The organism is Streptomyces sp. NPDC045701, assembly GCF_056432045.1.
The window spans coordinates 84901-101598 of sequence record NZ_JBWKJV010000013.1 but is presented as its reverse complement, the minus strand read 5'-3'; the positions used below and the strand labels follow the sequence as shown (position 1 = coordinate 101598).

The 16698-nt window shown below is 74.5% G+C and carries 18 protein-coding genes and 1 riboswitch; of the genes, 11 read left to right on the top strand and 7 right to left on the bottom strand.

The genetic code is table 11. The annotated features are described in order from the left end of the window. Positions 1-80 precede the first annotated feature (80 nt). Positions 81-153: riboswitch (cobalamin riboswitch) on the bottom strand. A 246-nt stretch (positions 154-399) separates the two neighbouring features. Then, the gene (locus tag AC07DW_RS16890; protein ID WP_478858420.1) at positions 400-963 is read left to right on the top strand and encodes a hypothetical protein; all 564 of its coding nucleotides are present in this window, start codon (positions 400-402) and stop codon (positions 961-963) included. Between the two features lie 17 nt (positions 964-980). Here AC07DW_RS16890 and AC07DW_RS16885 read toward each other — a convergent pair whose 3' ends face one another. Next, complete coding sequence (locus AC07DW_RS16885) at positions 981-1664, bottom strand: TetR family transcriptional regulator (protein ID WP_478858419.1); 684 nt, start codon at positions 1662-1664, stop codon at positions 981-983. Between the two features lie 216 nt (positions 1665-1880). Here AC07DW_RS16885 and AC07DW_RS16880 point away from each other — a divergent pair, with 216 nt between their 5' ends. The 4 genes from AC07DW_RS16880 to AC07DW_RS16865 all read left to right on the top strand — a co-directional run bounded on the left by AC07DW_RS16880 (position 1881) and on the right by AC07DW_RS16865 (position 5799). Beyond that, the gene (locus tag AC07DW_RS16880; RefSeq protein WP_478858418.1) at positions 1881-3185 is read left to right on the top strand and encodes a glycosyltransferase family 4 protein; all 1305 of its coding nucleotides are present in this window, start codon (positions 1881-1883) and stop codon (positions 3183-3185) included. A gap of 55 nt (positions 3186-3240) precedes the next feature. Beyond that, entirely contained in the window at positions 3241-3975 is a 735-nt protein-coding gene (locus AC07DW_RS16875; protein WP_478858417.1) for a class I SAM-dependent methyltransferase, read from the top strand. Further along, positions 3972-5045 (top strand): prenyltransferase, encoded by a 1074-nt coding sequence (locus tag AC07DW_RS16870; protein WP_478858416.1) that lies wholly within the window; start codon positions 3972-3974, stop codon positions 5043-5045. Before AC07DW_RS16875 ends, AC07DW_RS16870 begins: the two co-directional genes overlap by 4 nt. 157 nt (positions 5046-5202) lie before the next feature. Then, a complete protein-coding gene (locus AC07DW_RS16865) occupies positions 5203-5799 on the top strand; it encodes an AMIN-like domain-containing (lipo)protein (protein WP_478858415.1) in 597 nt (198 codons plus the stop codon). Positions 5800-5849: 50 nt separating this feature from the next. Here AC07DW_RS16865 and AC07DW_RS16860 read toward each other — a convergent pair whose 3' ends face one another. From AC07DW_RS16860 to AC07DW_RS16845, 4 genes are all read right to left on the bottom strand, one after another. Beyond that, positions 5850-6143 carry a hypothetical protein gene (locus tag AC07DW_RS16860; protein ID WP_189548363.1) on the bottom strand — a complete coding sequence of 98 codons (294 nt, stop codon included), beginning with the start codon at positions 6141-6143 and terminating at the stop codon, positions 5850-5852. Positions 6144-6323: 180 nt separating this feature from the next. Continuing rightward, complete coding sequence (locus AC07DW_RS16855; protein WP_478858414.1) at positions 6324-7160, bottom strand: hypothetical protein; 837 nt, start codon at positions 7158-7160, stop codon at positions 6324-6326. A gap of 174 nt (positions 7161-7334) precedes the next feature. Then, a complete protein-coding gene (locus AC07DW_RS16850; protein ID WP_478858413.1) occupies positions 7335-8246 on the bottom strand; it encodes an N-acetylmuramoyl-L-alanine amidase in 912 nt (303 codons plus the stop codon). A gap of 19 nt (positions 8247-8265) precedes the next feature. Continuing rightward, positions 8266-8916 carry a class I SAM-dependent methyltransferase gene (locus AC07DW_RS16845; RefSeq protein WP_478858412.1) on the bottom strand — a complete coding sequence of 217 codons (651 nt, stop codon included), beginning with the start codon at positions 8914-8916 and terminating at the stop codon, positions 8266-8268. 136 nt (positions 8917-9052) lie between these two features. On the opposite strand from AC07DW_RS16845, the gene AC07DW_RS16840 reads away from it, so the two are divergent. The 3 genes from AC07DW_RS16840 (at position 9053) to AC07DW_RS16830 (ending at position 11750) form a co-directional block, all read left to right on the top strand. Continuing rightward, positions 9053-10570 (top strand): MFS transporter, encoded by a 1518-nt coding sequence (locus tag AC07DW_RS16840; protein ID WP_478858411.1) that lies wholly within the window; start codon positions 9053-9055, stop codon positions 10568-10570. Between the two features lie 59 nt (positions 10571-10629). Continuing rightward, on the top strand, positions 10630-10851 hold the full coding sequence (locus AC07DW_RS16835; RefSeq protein WP_189548367.1) for a hypothetical protein: 222 nt from the start codon (positions 10630-10632) through the stop codon (positions 10849-10851). A gap of 473 nt (positions 10852-11324) precedes the next feature. Then, the gene (locus AC07DW_RS16830) at positions 11325-11750 is read left to right on the top strand and encodes a MaoC/PaaZ C-terminal domain-containing protein (RefSeq protein ID WP_478858470.1); all 426 of its coding nucleotides are present in this window, start codon (positions 11325-11327) and stop codon (positions 11748-11750) included. 102 nt (positions 11751-11852) lie between these two features. On the opposite strand, the gene AC07DW_RS16825 is transcribed toward AC07DW_RS16830, so the two are convergent. Together AC07DW_RS16825 and AC07DW_RS16820 are read right to left on the bottom strand one after the other, a co-directional pair. Next, entirely contained in the window at positions 11853-12005 is a 153-nt protein-coding gene (locus tag AC07DW_RS16825; RefSeq protein WP_336318243.1) for a hypothetical protein, read from the bottom strand. A 49-nt stretch (positions 12006-12054) separates the two neighbouring features. Further along, positions 12055-13359 (bottom strand): hypothetical protein, encoded by a 1305-nt coding sequence (locus tag AC07DW_RS16820; protein WP_478858410.1) that lies wholly within the window; start codon positions 13357-13359, stop codon positions 12055-12057. 233 nt (positions 13360-13592) lie between these two features. On the opposite strand from AC07DW_RS16820, the gene AC07DW_RS16815 reads away from it, so the two are divergent. The 3 genes from AC07DW_RS16815 to AC07DW_RS16805 are packed head-to-tail and all read left to right on the top strand — an operon-like array spanning position 13593 to position 16695. Further along, complete coding sequence (locus AC07DW_RS16815; RefSeq protein WP_478858409.1) at positions 13593-14408, top strand: Nif3-like dinuclear metal center hexameric protein; 816 nt, start codon at positions 13593-13595, stop codon at positions 14406-14408. Next, entirely contained in the window at positions 14405-15148 is a 744-nt protein-coding gene (locus AC07DW_RS16810; protein ID WP_478858469.1) for a zinc ribbon domain-containing protein, read from the top strand. Before AC07DW_RS16815 ends, AC07DW_RS16810 begins: the two co-directional genes overlap by 4 nt. 8 nt (positions 15149-15156) lie before the next feature. Further along, positions 15157-16695, top strand: a complete 1539-nt coding sequence (locus AC07DW_RS16805; protein WP_478858408.1) for a bifunctional RNase H/acid phosphatase — start codon at positions 15157-15159, stop codon at positions 16693-16695. Positions 16696-16698: the final 3 nt, after the last annotated feature.

Genomic DNA, 16698 nt, shown 5'->3' with positions numbered 1-16698 from the left:
AGGCTCCGGCTCCGCATTCCTCGACGGTGCCGGTCACCGGGCGGGAGCTCGGTGACACGAGCCGAACACGTGCGCGTGCGGGGCATTCCGGCTCACCGCCGAAGGGCGGTCTCACGGCTGCGTGGTCAGCGCCGGATTCGCACCGGCTTCCCCCCGTACGGGCATGATGACGACGCGCTCACTCTACCGGCGGGTCAGGACGGCCCCGACGCGACGTACGTCACCGGGTCACCGCCCGGCGCGCCCCGCCCACCGGGGGAGGGCCCGAGGCGGGGCGGCGCGCGGAGCCCGTCGTTGCACGGGTCGGCCCGCCCCCTCGTGCGAAGCTGCCCTCCTGGTCACACGGGCACGGGCCCGTGCGCACACAGGATGGGGATCCTCGTGCACAAGGCGATTGGCGTGTCCCCTGCTCGAGCGAGGGCGAGAGCGTGGGGAAGGGCGGCCGCGGCCGCCGGTGCGGTGCTGCTGGCCGCGGGCTGCGGCGGCGGTTCCGGCAAGGAGACGGGGACCCCCGCGCCCCCCGGCGTCACGGCCCCGGGGCGCGCGGGCGCCGGGGCGCCGGGGGAGGCCGGCGGCGGCCTGGACGCCGCCGCGGTGGCCCGGGAGATCGCGGCCGCGGCCACGGCGGCGGGCTTCCGCCAGAAGCCGTCCGACGGGGACGTCCCCCCGGCCCTCGAACCGTGCATGGTCTCCTGGCAGGTCGACGACGAGAAGGCCGCCGACTCCGAGAAGTCCTACGGCGACACGCTCGCGGCGCTCGCCGAGGGCGGCTGGAAGGAGAATCAGAGGTCCGACCACACGGGCTCGGTCATCACGTCGCTGGACAAGGGCGGCTGGACGGTGAAGGCGAGCCACCACCGCCAGGGCGGCTTCCTGATGGTCTCGTTCATCGCCACCGACGGCGGACCGGAGTGCGAGAAGCTCTTCGAGGAAGACCTGGAGAAGAACAAGAACGCGCGGTGACGGCCCTCCGGGCCCGGTCAGACCGGCCCGGCTGCCCCGCCCGCGGCGCGGGTGGCGTCCCCGGCACGGGTGTCCCGGGGGCGGGTGCCGGTCCCGGACGCGTCCGGCGCCGGCAGGTCGATCAGACGGCACACCGTCTCGATGTCGATCCCCACCTGCGCGATCGACGCCCGGCCCGACAGCCAGGTGATCAGCGCCGAGTGCCAGGTGTGCTCGATCACCCGCACCGCTGACAGCTGCCGGGGCGTCGGGTGCTCCAGACCCGTCGCGTCCAGGATGATCGCCGTCGTCTGCCGCGAGACGGTGTCCACCTCCCGGCTCACGCCGCGGTCCGCGAACGTCAGCGCCCGCACCATCGCGTCCGCGAGGTGCGGCTCGCGCTGGAGGGCCCGGAACGCGCGCATCAGCGTCTCCGCGACCCGCTCCGACGCGGTCTCACCGGCCGGGGGCCGCTTCCGCAGCGTCGTGTGCAGGTGGTCCAGCTGGTCCTGCATGGTCGCGACCAGCAGGTGGATCTTGGACGGGAAGTACCGGTACAGCGTGCCCAGCGCGACCCCCGCCGCCTCGGCCACCTCGCGCATCTGGACCGCGTCGAAGCCGCCCCGGCAGGCCAGGTGCGCGGTGGCGTGAAGGATGCGGCGGCGGCGCGCCTCCTGGCGCTCGGTGAGCGGCGGAGAGGCCGGTCTGGGTTCCGCGGTCATGTGTCCCGTTCCGTCGTTCCGTTCCCTGGTGTGCAGGCGTGCTACGGGCCGGTACCGGCGGTGGGCCGTCGTGGCGTGAATCACCTGGACCGGCCCTCACAGCGGCACTACCTGCCGGTAGATTCGGAGCTCCTTGAACCATCAAGTCTGAAACTTGTTCTAGATTAGCGCGACCGGTTACGCTCCGGCGAAACGCAAGGCAGAAGGGGGCCGCGAGTGACCGCTGAGGCCATTGAGGCAGGCCCCCGCGGCGGTGGCACCGAGGGCGACGAAGCCCCGCTGCGCATCGCGCTCCTCACGTACAAGGGCAACCCGTTCTGCGGCGGGCAGGGCGTCTACGTCCGCCACCTCTCGCGCGAACTGGCGCGCCTCGGGCACAGCGTCGAGGTGATCGGCTCCCAGCCCTACCCCGTACTCGACGAGGGCGTGCCGCTCACCGAGCTGGCCAGCCTCGACCTGTACCGGCAGCCCGACCCCTTCCGCACACCGAAGCGCGACGAGTACCGCGACTGGATCGACGCCCTCGAAGTGGCCACCATGTGGACCGGCGGCTTCCCCGAACCGCTCACCTTCTCGCTGCGCGCCCGGCGCCACCTGGCCGCCCGCCGCGGCGACTTCGACGTCGTCCACGACAACCAGACCCTCGGCTACGGCCTCCTCGGCGACATCGGCGCCCCGCTCGTCACCACCGTCCACCACCCCATCACGGTGGACCGGCGGCTGGAGCTGGACGCCGCCGGCGACTGGAAGCGCCGCGCCTCCGTCCGCCGCTGGTACGCCTTCACGCGCATGCAGAAGCGGGTCGCCCGCCGCCTGCCGTCCGTGCTCACCGTCTCCGGCACCTCCCGCGACGAGATCGTCGAGCACCTCGGCGTACGGCAGGACCGCATCCGCGTCGTCCACATCGGCGCCGACACCGACCTGTGGTCGCCCGACCCGGCCGTCCCCGAGGTCCCCGGCCGGATCGTCACCACCTCCAGCGCCGACGTCCCGCTCAAGGGCCTCGTCCACCTCGTCGAGGCCCTCGCCAAGCTGCGCACCGAGAACCCCGACGCCCACCTCGTCGTGGTCGGCAAGCGCGCCGAGGACGGGCCGGTCGCCCAGGCCATCGAGCGGTACGGGCTCGACGGCGCCGTCCGGTTCGTCAAGGGCGTCACCGACGCCGAGCTCGTCGACCTCTACCGGAGCGCCCAAGTGGCGTGCGTGCCCTCGCTGTACGAGGGGTTCTCGCTGCCCGCCGCCGAGGCGATGGCCACCGGGACGCCCCTCGTCGCCACCACCGGCGGCGCCATCCCCGAGGTCGCCGGCCCCGACGGCGAGACCTGCCTGGCCGTCCCGCCCGGCGACGCGGGCGCCCTCGCGGCCGGTCTCGGCCGGCTGCTCGGCGACGCCGAACTGCGCGCCCGGCTCGGCGCGGCGGGCCGCGCACGGGTACTGGACAGGTTCACCTGGGCCCGCGCCGCCCAGGGCACGGCCCAGCTGTACCGCGAGGCGATCGCGGCACGCGGAGCCCGCCGATGACCTCGCAGTCCCCCCGCACCCCCTCCCCCCTCTTCCGTGAAAGCAGGCCGTCCCCGTGCTGACCGTCGACTTCACCCGCTTCCCGCTCGCCCCCGGCGACCGCGTCCTCGACCTGGGCTGCGGCGCGGGGCGGCACGCCTTCGAGTGCTACCGGCGCGGAGCCCGGGTCGTCGCCCTCGACCGGAACGCCGAGGAGATCCGCGAGGTCGCCAAGTGGTTCGCCGCCATGGAGGAGGCCGGCGAGGCGCCCGCCGGGGCGACGGCCACCGCCATGGAGGGCGACGCGCTCAACCTGCCCTTCCCCGACGAGTCGTTCGACGTCGTGATCATCTCCGAGGTGATGGAGCACATCCCGGACGACAAGGGCGTCCTCGCCGAGATGGTCCGCGTCCTCAAGCCCGGCGGCCGCATCGCCGTCACCGTTCCCCGCTACGGCCCCGAGAAGGTCTGCTGGGCGCTCTCCGACGCGTACCACGAGGTCGAGGGCGGCCACATCCGCATCTACAAGGCCGACGAGCTGCTCGCCAGGATCCGCGAGGCCGGGCTCCGGCCGTACGGCACCCACCACGCCCACGCGCTGCACTCGCCGTACTGGTGGCTGAAGTGCGCCTTCGGCGTCGACAACGACAAGGCGCTGCCGGTGCGGGCGTACCACAAGCTGCTGGTCTGGGACATCATGAAGAAGCCCCTCGCCACCCGTCTCGCCGAGCAGGCCCTCAACCCGGTCATGGGCAAGAGCTTCGTGGCGTACGCGACCAAGCCGCACCTCCCCGCGGCGGACGCCAAGTGACCTCTCCCGAACGCACCGAACACCTGGTCCTGCCGGGCGTCCTCACCGCCGAGCAGGCCGCCGAGACCGTCGCCGGCATCCTCGCCGCGCAGCGCGAGGACGGCGCCATCCCCTGGTTCCGGGGCCACCACCTCGACCCGTGGGACCACACCGAGGCCGCCATGGCCCTCGACACGGCCGGCGAACACGACGCCGCCGCCCGCGCCTACGAGTGGCTCGCCCGCCACCAGAACCAGGACGGCTCCTGGTACGCCGCCTACCACGACGGCGACCACACCCAGGTCACCGACCACGGCCGGGAGACCAACTTCTGCGCCTACGTGGCGGTCGGCGTCTGGCACCACTACCTCGCCACCGGCGACGACACCTTCCTCGACCGGATGTGGCCCGTCGTCTACGCGGCCGTCGAGTTCGTGCTGGGCCTCCAGCAGCCCGGCGGTCAGGTCGGCTGGAAGCGCGAGCCCGACGGCACCCCCGTCACCGACGCGCTGCTCACCGGCTCCTCCTCCATCCACCAGGCGCTGCGCTGCGCCCTGGCGATCGCCGAGGAACGCGAGGAGCCCCAGCCCGACTGGGAACTCGCCGTCGGCGCGCTCGCCCACGCCATCCGCCACCACCCGGAGCGGTTCCTCGACAAGAACCGCTACTCGATGGACTGGTACTACCCCGTCCTCGGCGGCGCCGTCACCGGCGCGGCGGCCAAGGAGCGGATCGAGAGCGGCTGGGACGACTTCGTGGTCCCGGGCCTCGGAGTCCGCTGCGTCCTGCCCAACCCCTGGGTCACCGGCGGCGAGAGCTGCGAACTGGCGCTCGCCCTCTGGGCGATCGGCGAGTCCGACCGCGCCCTGCGGATCCTCCAGTCCATCGGCCACCTCCGCGCCCCCGGCGGCCTGTACTGGACGGGTTACGTCTTCGAGGGCAACCGCGCCGTCTGGCCCGAGGAGCTCACCACCTGGACGGCCGGCTCCCTGCTGCTGGCGGTGGCCGCGCTGGGCGGGGACGAGGCGACGACGGCCGTCTTCGGCGGGGAACGCCTCCCGCACGGCCTGGCCCCCGACTGCTGCCGGTGACCTGAACCGGCCACCTCCGGCCGTCGCCGGTTCGTCACCCCGGCACAGGGGTACCCGAGTTCACCGACCGACGCGGCGTTCCCGGAAGGATCGACCACAACCTTCCGGCCGCTCCGGTCGTCCCACTTCGACAACGGACCCAGCGCCAGGGGGAAACATGAAACGACGCACCACGACCATGGCGACGCTCCTGCTCACCAGTGCGGGACTCGCCGCGCTGACGGTGCCCGCCCAGGCCGCGCCGGCCGGGACGGCGCCCGTCGCGGCCTCGCGCACCGCCGCCTGCCCCACCGGATGGGGCAGCGCGCGGAAGACCGTCGCCGGCGCGGCGACCGCGTCGCTGACCGACATCAGGACCGGCCGCCACGACTGCTACGACCGCATGGTGTTCCACGTCCCCGGCCTCGGCAACGGCAAGGCCGGTTACGACATCAGGTACGTCGACCGGCTCTACCAGGACGGCTCGGGGAGCCACGTCCCGGTCGCCGGCGGAGCCGTCCTGGAGATCCGCCTCGCCGCACCCGGCTACGACCCCGAGACCGGCCGCGCCACCTACCCGGGGAAGGTGGCCCAGCCGCTGCCCGGGGTGAACATCACCGGCTACCGCACGTTCCGGGACACGCGGTTCGTCGGCAGCTTCGAGGGCGACACCCAGGTCGGCCTCGGCGTCCGCGCCAGGCTGCCCTTCCGCGTCCTGCACCTGCCCGACCGCCTCGTGGTCGACGTCGCCCACACCTGGAGCGCCGGCCGCTGAACCATGGCCCACCGGCCGGCTCCCGATACGCGGTGCCGGGTACTCGCGTCCTAGTACCGGCGCAGGCGGCCGGCCAGGGCGTGGCCGAGGAACAGGTACACCAGGGCGGCGAGCCCGTACCCGGCCACCACGCGCAGCCAGGCCGCGTCGAAGGTGAACAGGTCGTGGGACCACCCGGCGAGCCAGCGGGCCGTGTCCTGGACGAACTGCACCAGGTCGTTGGCCCGGTTGGCGTCGAACAGGTACATCAGGATCCATAGGCCGATGATGGCGGCCATGACATCGGCGATGACCGCTATCGCGGTCGCCGCCTGCGCGCTTCCGTTCCGATGACGGGGAGACATGCGCTACGGGTTGCCGCTCGCCCGTGCCCGAAACCCACCCCGGGCAGCGGGTGTTGGGGGAGTGGGCACCCCGCCGGGTCCGCCCGGCGGCGCGTCGTCGTCCGGTGGGCGACCCCACGGCAACGGCCCCCCGCCCGGAAGGGCGAGGGGCCGTGTACGGGCCGGACCGGCTCGGCGGCACTAACCGCGCTGGATGCCCGTCGTGTCCTGAAGTACGCCGCGGCGGCCGTCCTGCGTCTGCGCCACCAGGCCCTGGCCGCGCTGCTCGACCGCCAGGTACCAGGTACCGGGCGCCAGCTCCGCGATCGGGGTCGGGGAGCCGTCCTCCGCGTACAGCGGGCGGGCCACCGGCACGGCGAACCAGAACGGCGAGAAGTCCCCGGCGGGCGCGGGCTGCTGCGCCTGGCCGCCCTGCGACGGCTGCCCCTGCGGCTCGGCCTGCTGGCCCGGCTGACCGGCCTGCGAAGGCTGCGGCTGGCCCGGCTGACCGGCCTGGACGCCCGGGTAGCCGTAACCGCCCTCGGGCTGCCCGCCGTACGGCGGCTGCTGGGCGCCGGGGTAGCCGTAACCGCCCTGCGGGTGCCCGCCGTACGGCTGCGGCTGCTGCGGACGCGGCGCGCCCATCAGCGGGGCCTTCAGCGCCGGGACGAGCGGTGCGGCGATCGCGGCGCCGGCCAGCACGATCGTGGCCAGCAGGCCCAGGATCAGGCCGGCGCCCGCGTCCGCCTCCCAGTCGATGATGGTCCAGAACGCCGTCCACAGCGCGAAGATGCAGAAGGCCACACCGAACTGACCCAGGTCGATCCCGGCGACCCTGCGGCCGGGCATCCCGCGCCCGACCACGATCAGCGCCGCCCCGATGACACCGGAGAGGAACATGCTCATCAGGAGGCCCAGGCTGTCCCAGGCGTTGGCTGAATCGAAGTTCGAGCAGTCGATGCCGCTGGGACAGTCGACGTCGGGAGTAAGGCCGAGGAACGAGGCGATGAACAGCACCACCGCTGCTCCGATCACCACGCCATCGCCTCGAGTGAGGGAGCGGATGTTCACGTGTAAGAGTCCTTCGTCGGTTCGTCTCGTCGGGGTGGCGCGGTGCACGGGGGTGGCCGGCCCCATCGTACGGATGCGGTCCGGGTACGGGTACGGGTCCGGGGCGACCCCGGACCCCCGGCAGGCTACCGCCCGCCGGACCTAGCCCCGCAGGTAGGTACGGACGCCGACCGCGATCCCCTGCGCCGCTTTCTGCCGCCATGCCGCGTCTGTCAGCAATGCGACGTCCTTCGGATCACGCATATTGCCGCATTCGATGAAGACTTTGGGCACGGTCGACAGATTCAGTCCGCCCAGATCCTTTCGTACGTCCAACCCGGTGCCACCGCCTACGTAGTTGGCCGGCGGGGTACCGGTCGCCCGGGCGAACGCGCGCGCGATGTTCTCCCCGAGGGACCGGGACGGGGCGGTGATCCGCGCGGTGTCGGCCGCGCCGCCCTTGACCAGGGCGGGCAGGATCACGTGGAAGCCGCGGTTGCCGACGGCCGAGCCGTCCGCGTGGACGGAGACCACCGCGTCGGCCCCGGCGGTGTTCCCGACGCGGGCCCGCTCGTCGATGCACGGGCCGTACGGGCGGTCGGCGTCCTGGGTGAGGACCACGGTCGCGCCCTGCTCCTGGAGCAGGGCGCGGAGACGGTGTGAAACGTCCAGGGTGAATGCGGCCTCCGTGTAACCGGAGTCGGTGGACGTCCCCGTGGTGTCGCATTCCTTGCGGTTCGTTCCGATGTCCACGAGCCGGTTGATCTCCCGGGGGTGCGCGAAGTTCCCCGGATTGTGACCCGGATCGATCACCACGGTCCGCCCGGCGAGCGGCGCCCCGCCAGGGGATCCCGAGGCGCCGGAGGATCCCGAGGCGGTGGGGGCCGGCGCGGAGGGGCCCGGAGCGGGCCGGCCCTTCGGCGGGGCGCTCGCGGCCGGACCGCTCACCGCCCCCCAGGCCAGCCAGCCGGCCAGCGCGGCCGACGCCGACACGGCGAGGGTGACGGCGAGGGCGGGGGCGAGCTTCGAGCGGCGGGCCGGGCGCGCGGCCGGCGGACTGTCGTCGTGGTGCACAGCGTGATGCTAGGTCAGGTCAGCAGCCGGGGCCCGTACGCCGCAGCACCCGCAGCGAGTCCGTCACCGACACCTCGGTGAAGGCGCCCGACTCCAGGGCGCGCAGGTAGACCCGGTACGGGGCCTGGCCGCCGTCCGCCGGGTCGGGGAACACGTCGTGGACGACCAGCAGTCCGCCCTCGGCCACCCGGGGCGCCCAGCCCTCGTAGTCGGCCGTCGCGTGCTCGTCGGTGTGGCCGCCGTCGATGAACACCATGCCCACCTCGCCCGCCCACACCCGCGCGACCTGCGGGGAACGGCCGACGACCGCGATGACGTACTCCTCCAGCCCCGCCTCGTGCAGCGTGCGGCGGAACGCCGGCAGCGTGTCCATCAGGCCGATCTCCGGGTCCACCACCGTCGGGTCGTGGTACTCCCAGCCCGGCTGCTGCTCCTCGCTGCCCCGGTGGTGGTCGACGGTGACGGCCACGGTGCCCGCGGCACGGGCCGCGTCGGCGAGCAGGATCGTGGAACGCCCGCAGTACGTGCCGATCTCCAGCAGCGGCAGCCCCAGCCGCCCGGCCTCGGTGGCCGCGGCGTGGAGCGCCAGGCCCTCGCGCACCGGCATGAACCCCTTGGCGGCCTCGAAGGCGGCGAGCGTCTCCGGCTTGGGCGCGGCGGGCACCGCCATGGGTTCCTCCTGGTCGGACGTCCTTACTGGGCGGTCACATCGTAGGCGGCCGGTCCGCGGGCGCCATGGCCGGGACTTCCGGCGAAGGCCCGTATCCCCGTGTACGGAGCGCACCGTACCTGCGACCATGACGCGTATGCCGCAGCCCCGTCCCGACGCCGACGCCGACCGCGACCCCCACCGCACCGCCACCGACCCGTCCACCGGTCCGTCCACCGGTCCGTCCACCGGTCCGTCCGCCCCTTCGGCTTCGGGTCCTTCCACCGATCCGTCCCGCCCCGCGGCCCGCACGTGGGTAGTGCTTCTCGCCGCCTGCGCCGGACAGTTCCTGGTGGTCCTCGACGTCTCCGTGGTCAACGTGGCCCTGCCGTCGATGCGCGCCGACCTCGGGCTGTCGGCGCTCGGGCTCCAGTGGGTGCTCAACACGTACACGATCGCCTTCGCCGGGTTCATGCTGCTCGGCGGCCGGGCGGCGGACCTGTTCGGGCGCAAGCGCATGTTCCTTGTCGGACTGGGGCTGTTCACCGCCGCCTCCATGGCCGGCGGACTCGCCGAGGAGGGCTGGCAACTCCTCGGCGCCCGCGCCGTGCAGGGGCTCGGCGCGGCGGTCCTCGCGCCCGCGACGCTCACCATCGTGACCGGCGCCGTGCCGGCGGGGCCCGCGCGCACCCGGGCGATAGCGACCTGGTCGGCGGTCGGCGCGGGCGGCGGGGCGGCCGGCGGGCTGGTCGGCGGCGTCCTGACGGACCTGCTCTCCTGGCGCTGGGTGCTGCTGATCAACGTGCCGGTCGGCGTCCTGGTGCTCGTCGGCGCCGCGGCGTGGGTCCGCGAGAGCCGCACGGAGGGCGGGCGGCGGCTCGACCTGCCCGGCGCGGTACTCGTCACGGGCGGTCTCGCGGCCGTGGCGTACGGCATCGTGCAGACTGAGGCGGCCGGCTGGGGCGCGCCGGTGACCCTGCTGCCGCTGCTCGGCGGGGTGGCGCTGCTGGCGGCGTTCGTGGCCGTGGAGGCCCGTACCAAGGCGCCCCTCATGCCGCTCAAGGTGTTCCGCTCGGGGGCCGTGACGTCGGCCAACGTGTCGATGGTCGTCAACGGCTCGGCGTCGTTCGCCATGTGGTTCTTCATGACGGTGTACGCCCAGAACGTGCTCGGGTACACCCCGCTGGAGGCCGGTCTGGCCCTCGTGCCGAGTTCGATCAGCGTCGTCGTCGGCTCGAAACTGGCGCCCCGGCTGATGGCCGTCACCGGGGCCCGCGACCTCGCGGTGATCGGCACGCTGATCGCCGCCTGCGGATTCGGCTGGCAGTCCCTGATGGACGCCCAGGGCGCCTACGTCACCACCATCCTCGGTCCCGGTGTCCTGATGATGGCCGGCACGGGCCTGTCCATCACCCCGCTCGCCACCCTCGCCACGTCGGGTGCCGCGCCGGGCGACGCCGGCCTGGTGTCGGGCCTGGTCAACACGTCGCGGACGATGGGCGGCGCCCTGGGCCTGGCGGTTCTGTCGACGGTCGCCGCGTCGCGGTCGGCGGGCGGAGCGGGGCCGGAGGCGCTGACGGCCGGGTACGCGCTGGCCTTCCGTACCGGCGCGGGCATCCTGCTGGGAGGCGCCGTGCTGATGTCGCTGTGGCTGCCGCGCCGGACCGAGCCGTAAGGTCACGGTCGCGGCAGCCCTCTGCCCCAACCGGCCTCCGTGCCGCATACTGGCGGGAAATGACGAACCGATCCGCGCCCCGGCGCCACCTCGCCACCAGTCCCTTCAAAGCCCCCGTCGCCGCACCCATCAAGCACTTCGCGGTAGGGGACCGGGTCTCCCACGACCGGCATGGCCTCGGCACGGTCATCGCCGTCGAGGACCAGATCGCCACCCTGGTCGACTTCGGGTCCCAGAAGGCCCGCATCGTCAGCCCGTACAAGGGCATGGACAAGCTCTGACCGACCGTCCCGTTCACTCCGACTGATCCGTCGCAGCGGCGGCGGACGCCCGCCGCGGAGCCGGTCCCGCCCCCGGGACCGCCCGCCGCGGCCGGCCGTGCGTCCGCCGCTTCCCGCGCCGCCACGCGGCCGGCGGCCCCGGGCCGGCCGGGCCCAGGCGGGGGCGTCCGCTCCGGCCCGTCCGCACCGGACGCGGGGCGCGTGTGCCCTCCGGCACGTCGTAGGACCCTTCCGCACCTTCACCACGTTCACCACCCGCGCCGCACGGGGCCACCGCCGGCCGCGTGACCCGTCCGGACGCCGGGCCGGGCGCCCCGCACCGGCCCTTCACGGCCCCGCACCGGCCCTTCACGGCCCCGCACCGGCCCTTCACGGCCCGGAGCGGCCCGGAGCGGCCCTTCGCGGCCCCGGAGCGGCCGGCGGTGCCGGACAGCCGCGCCGAGGCCCCGGCGACGAGCAGGAGCCCCAGCCCCATGCCCCTCGACCCGCACCGGGCGATCGCGGCCGCTCCCCGGTCCGCCGAGATCACCTGGGACCACAAGGACGTCCAGCTCTACCACCTCGGCATCGGCGCCGGCCGCCCCGCGACCGACCTCGCCGAGCTCCGCTGCACCATGGAGACCCGGCTGCACGTGCTGCCCGGCTTCGCCACCGTCGCCGGGGCGGGCACGGGCGTGATGGGCGGCCTCTCGGTACCCGGCATCGACGTCGACCCCGCGCTCGCCGGGGACGTCACGCGCGTCCGCTCGTACCGCACCCGTTTCGCCGGCGTGGTGTACCCGGGCGAGACCCTCCGGATCCGGATGTGGGAGTCCGCCGGCCGCGTGCAGGCCGAGGTGACCGCTGCCGACCGGGACGACGCGCCGGTCCTCGCCGACACCCTCGTCGAAACGGTGTGAACGAGCCGCGATGACGGTTCCGGGCGGGGGTCGAACCCCCGTACGACGAAGGGGCCGCCCCGGGGGTTCTCCCCGGGGCGGCCCCTTCCGGCTGCCGTTCCGTCAGGCCGCGCTGTGGTGCGGGTCCTTGCGGTGGCGGCCGTGCGGCTGCGTCGACAGGTCCTCCGTCGACGCCGCACCCCCTCGGTGCTTTCCGGAGCCGCCGGCGTCCCCCTGCGGTCGCCCGTGGGTCGTGTCGGTGCTGGCTTCAGACATGTGGGAAGTCACCCCGTAGTGATCGCTGACGATGTTGCGGCCCGAGAGTCTAACCAGGGCCCGTGCGGCCGGTGAGCGGCGCCTGTTGCAGCGGCACCGGCTTGCACACACCAGGAGTCACCGAGGGCCCGGACGGTTCCCCGTCGGCGCATTCGGCCGGGGCGGACGGTGCGGCCGGACGCGGTACGGACCCCTCCGGCGCCGTCCCCACCGGCCCGGCGCCGGCATCCTCGGCCCGTCCGGTCTCCCCGGGCCCTCCCGGCTCCCCGGGCCCGCCCGCCCCCCCGGCCCGTCCGGTCATCCCGGGCCGCTCCGTGCCGGCCCTGGCCGCCTCGACCCGGGCCACGTCCACCCGCGCGAGGCCGCACGGCACCGCCCGGGTCGCGTACGGCAGCCGCAGCACCCCCTCCCGGCTCCACACCCCCGCCCCCGCCAGCCACCCCCGGGGCGCCGGCAACTGGTGCAGCCGCCGCCCCGCCGGCCGCCACAGCCCCACCCAGCTGCCCGCCGCCGCGTCGATCCGCACCGCCACGGCACAGGTCTCGGGGGTCAGCGTCTGCCCAGGCTGTATCGCGAACGGCGTGACCGCGGCGTCGGGGAGCCGCAGGCACTCCGGGAAGCGGACGGGCATCATGCTGCCCAGCACCCCCCAGCCCAGCCGGTGGTGGCCCGGTGACGGCGCGTCGGACCGGATCAGCAGCAGCCCGCTGTCCGGATCCGCCAGCAGCACCCGGTCCTCGCTGCCCTCCGTGATCTGCAGCAACGGCGTCACCTCGCCGCCCCGCTCCAGGTCGACGGCGACCGCCTTCACCGGCCCGCCCTCGTCCTGCCGCCGGTCCAGCGCCAGCAGCCTGCCCGTACGGTCCAGCCACGCCCCGCCCCCACAGCGGCCCTCCACCTCGGCGACGTGCTCGGGGCCGCCCTGCCCGCCGCCGGCCACCAGCCAGACGCCCGTCGAGTGCTCCCCGCGTGCCAGCGCGTAGGCGCACGCCCCGTCCGGTGACGGCGGCAGCAGCCGCAGCGAAGCCGACTCGATCGCGCCCAGCGGCAGTTCACCGGTCCGGGGCCCCGTCGGGTACAGCAACGAGAAGACGTACCGCCCAGCCGTCCGGCGGGCGATCAGGACCCGCCCGTCCACCAGCGGAAGCACCTGCGCGTGCGGATCCTCGGGCTGGGCGGCGGGGAGGGGCACCGCGTACGGCTCCGGCCCGTCCAGCGTCCAGCGCTCGGGGAACAGGGCCTCGCCGGCACCCGTCAGCCGCGCCGCGTAGGCGCCGTTGGCCGCGATGGTGAAGCCCGGACGCGACACCGCGCCGTCGTCCTCCGCGGCGGTCTCGATGGCACAGACTGTCATCGACTCGTCACCTCCGGCGACAGAAGCTAGTTTTCGCACTCCCAGCCGAACAATGAGAGCTTCCGCACTTCACCTATAAGGGTGGCGATGTCCCGATTCGCCTGAGAAAAGGGGGGCGGTTGTGCTGGTGGAGCCGTCGTGGGAGTCCGCTCCCCACCGGGCCGGCGGGCGGCGGGGGAGGCCGGGCGGTCACGGGTACGGGGCCGGAGGGCAGGCCAGGTAGCCTTTCCTCCGTGCCCCGTCTGTCTGAAGTCATCGCCGAGCTCGACGCCCTCTGGCCGCCCGAGCGGGCCGAACAGTGGGACGCCGTCGGCACGGTCTGCGGCGACCCCGACGCCGAGGTCACACGCGTGCTGTTCGCCGTCGACCCCGTACAGGAGATCGCCGACGAGGCGATCGCGCTCGGCGCCGACCTGATCGTCACCCACCACCCGCTCTACCTGCGCGGTACGACGACCGTCGCGGCCGGCCACTTCAAGGGCCGGGTCGTGCACACGCTGATCAGGAACGACATCGCGCTGCACGTCGCGCACACCAACGCGGACACCGCCGACCCCGGCGTCTCCGACGCCCTCGCCGGCGCCCTCGGACTGCGCGTCACCGGGCCCCTCGTCCCGTCGAGCGGCCTCGGGCGGATCTGCGAGGTGGATCCGCCCCGGACGCTGCGCGAGTTCGCCGCCCGCGCCGCCGAGCGGCTGCCCGCCACCGCGCAGGGCATCCGCGTCGCGGGCGACCTCGACGCCACCGTCCGTACCGTCGCCGTCAGCGGCGGCTCCGGCGACAGCCTCTTCGACGCCGTGCGCGCGGCGGGCGTGGACGCGTTCCTCACCGCCGACCTGCGCCACCACCCGGCCTCCGAGGCCACCCAGCACTCACCGCTGGGGCTGGTCGACGCCGCCCACTGGGCCACCGAGTGGCCCTGGTGCGAGCTGGCCGCCGCCCAGCTCGACGAGATTTCCGACCGCCACGGCTGGGACCTGCGGGTCCATGTCTCGAAGACGGTCACCGACCCGTGGTCCCACCACTCTTCTTCTGGAGCCCCCAACTGAACGCCGCGCCCGCCGACCAGATCCGACTCCTCGACGTCCAGTCCCTCGACGTACGCCTGTCGCAGCTCGACCACAAGCGCAACTCCCTGCCCGAGCACGCCGAGATCGAGTCGCTGAACAAGGACCTCGTCCAGCTGCGGGACCTGCTCGTCGCCGCGCAGACCGAGGAGAGCGACTGCGCCCGCGAGCAGGTCAAGGCGGAGCAGGACGTCGACCAGGTGCGCCAGCGCGCCGTCCGCGACCAGCAGCGGCTGGACTCCGGGGCCGTCTCGTCCCCCAAGGACCTGGAGAACCTCCAGAAGGAGATCGTCTCGCTGGCCAAGCGCCAGGGTGACCTGGAGGACGTCGTCCTGGAGGTCATGGAGCGCCGCGAGTCCGCCCAGGAGCGGGTCGCCGAACTGACCGAGCGGGTCTCCTCCGTCCAGGCCAAGGTCGACGACGCGGTCGCCCGGCGGGACGCCATGACGCGGGACCTGGACGGCGAGGCCGCCACCGTCGCCAAGGAGCGCGAGCTGGTGGCGGGTTCCGTGCCCGCCGACCTGATGAAGCTGTACGAGAAGATCCGCGGGCAGCAGGGCGGGGTCGGCGCGGCGCGGCTGTTCCAGCGCCGCTGCGAGGGCTGCCACATCGAGCTGAACATCACCGAGGTGAACGACGTGCGCGCGGCGGCGCCCGACACCGTCCTGCGGTGCGAGAACTGCCGCCGCATCCTGGTGCGTACGGCGGAATCGGGCCTCTAATGCCGGACGTGCGGGAACTGGTCGTCGAGGCCGACGGCGGCTCCCGGGGGAACCCGGGACCGGCGGGTTACGGTGCGGTGGTCCTGGACCCGGTGTCGGGGGAGCCGCTGGCGGAGGCGGCCGAGTACATCGGCGTCGCCACCAACAACGTCGCCGAGTACAAGGGCCTGGTGGCCGGCCTGAAGGCGGCGCGCGAGCTGGCGCCCGACGCCACGATCCGGGTCCGGATGGACTCCAAGCTGGTGGTCGAGCAGATGTCGGGGCGCTGGAAGATCAAGCACCCGGCGATGAAGCCGCTGGCGGCGGAGGCGGCCCGGATCTTCCCGCCGTCGCAGGTGACGTACGAGTGGATCCCGCGCGAGCGGAACAAGCACGCCGACCGGCTCGCCAACGAGGCGATGGACGCCGGCAAGCGCGGCGAGCAGTGGCGGCCGTCCACCTCGACGGCCGCCCTGGACGCGGGCGCCCGTCCCCGGCCGGGCGTCCCCGACGCGGGCGCGGCCCGGGTCGTGGGTGACGCGGCGGCGGGCGCGGCGAAGGCCCGCGCGGCGCTCACCGGCACGGTGCCGGCGGCTGCGGGGACGGGTGCGGCGGTGCCGGGCGCCTCGGTGTCGGGTGCGGCGCCGGGTGCGGCGGCCGACGGTTCGGTGACCGGTGCGGTGCCGGGCGTCTCGGTGTCCGGCGGTCCGGTGTCCGGTGCGGACGCCACCGGTGCGACGGCCGGTGCGGATGTGACCGGCACGGCGCCGGCCGGAAGCGTGCCGACCGCCGCGACCGACGCGGCTTCCGCCGGAACCGCCCGGACCGCTGCGGCCCGTACCGCTCCCGCCGGGGGCGACCCGCTCGGCGACGCGGGCGCCGCCGTGGTCGCCGGCAGCACCGCGCCCGCCGCCCCGCCGGTCGGCTGGGCCGCCGCGGCGGACCTCGGCGCGCCGGCCACGTTCGTGCTGCTGCGGCACGGCGAGACCGCGCTCACGCCGGAGAAGCGATTCTCCGGCAGCGGCGGCGGCGACCCCGACCTGTCCCCGGTGGGCCGGCGGCAGGCCGACGCGGTCGCGGTCGCCCTCGCGGCGCGCGGCACGATCCAGGAGATCGTCTCCTCCCCGCTGGCCCGGTGCCGGCAGACCGCCGCGACGGTGGCGGCCCGGCTCGGCCTGGACGTCCGCGTCGAGGACGGGCTCCGCGAGACGGACTTCGGCGCCTGGGAGGGCCTGACGTTCGCCGAGGTGCGGGAGCGCCACCCCGAGGACCTGGCGGCCTGGCTGGCGTCGCCGGACGCCGCCCCCACAGGCGGGGAGTCCTTCGCGGCGGTCGCGCGCCGGGTCGCGGCGGCCCGTGACCGGCTGACCGCCCGCCACGCGGGCCGTACCGTCCTGCTGGTCACGCACGTCACGCCCATCAAGACGCTGGTCCGCCTGGCGCTGGGCGCCCCGCCGGAGTCGCTGTTCCGCATGGAGCTGTCCGCGGCCTCGATCTCGGCGGTGGCGTACTACCGGGACGGCAACGCCTCGGTCCGTCTGCTGAACGACACCTCCCACCTCCGCTGAGCG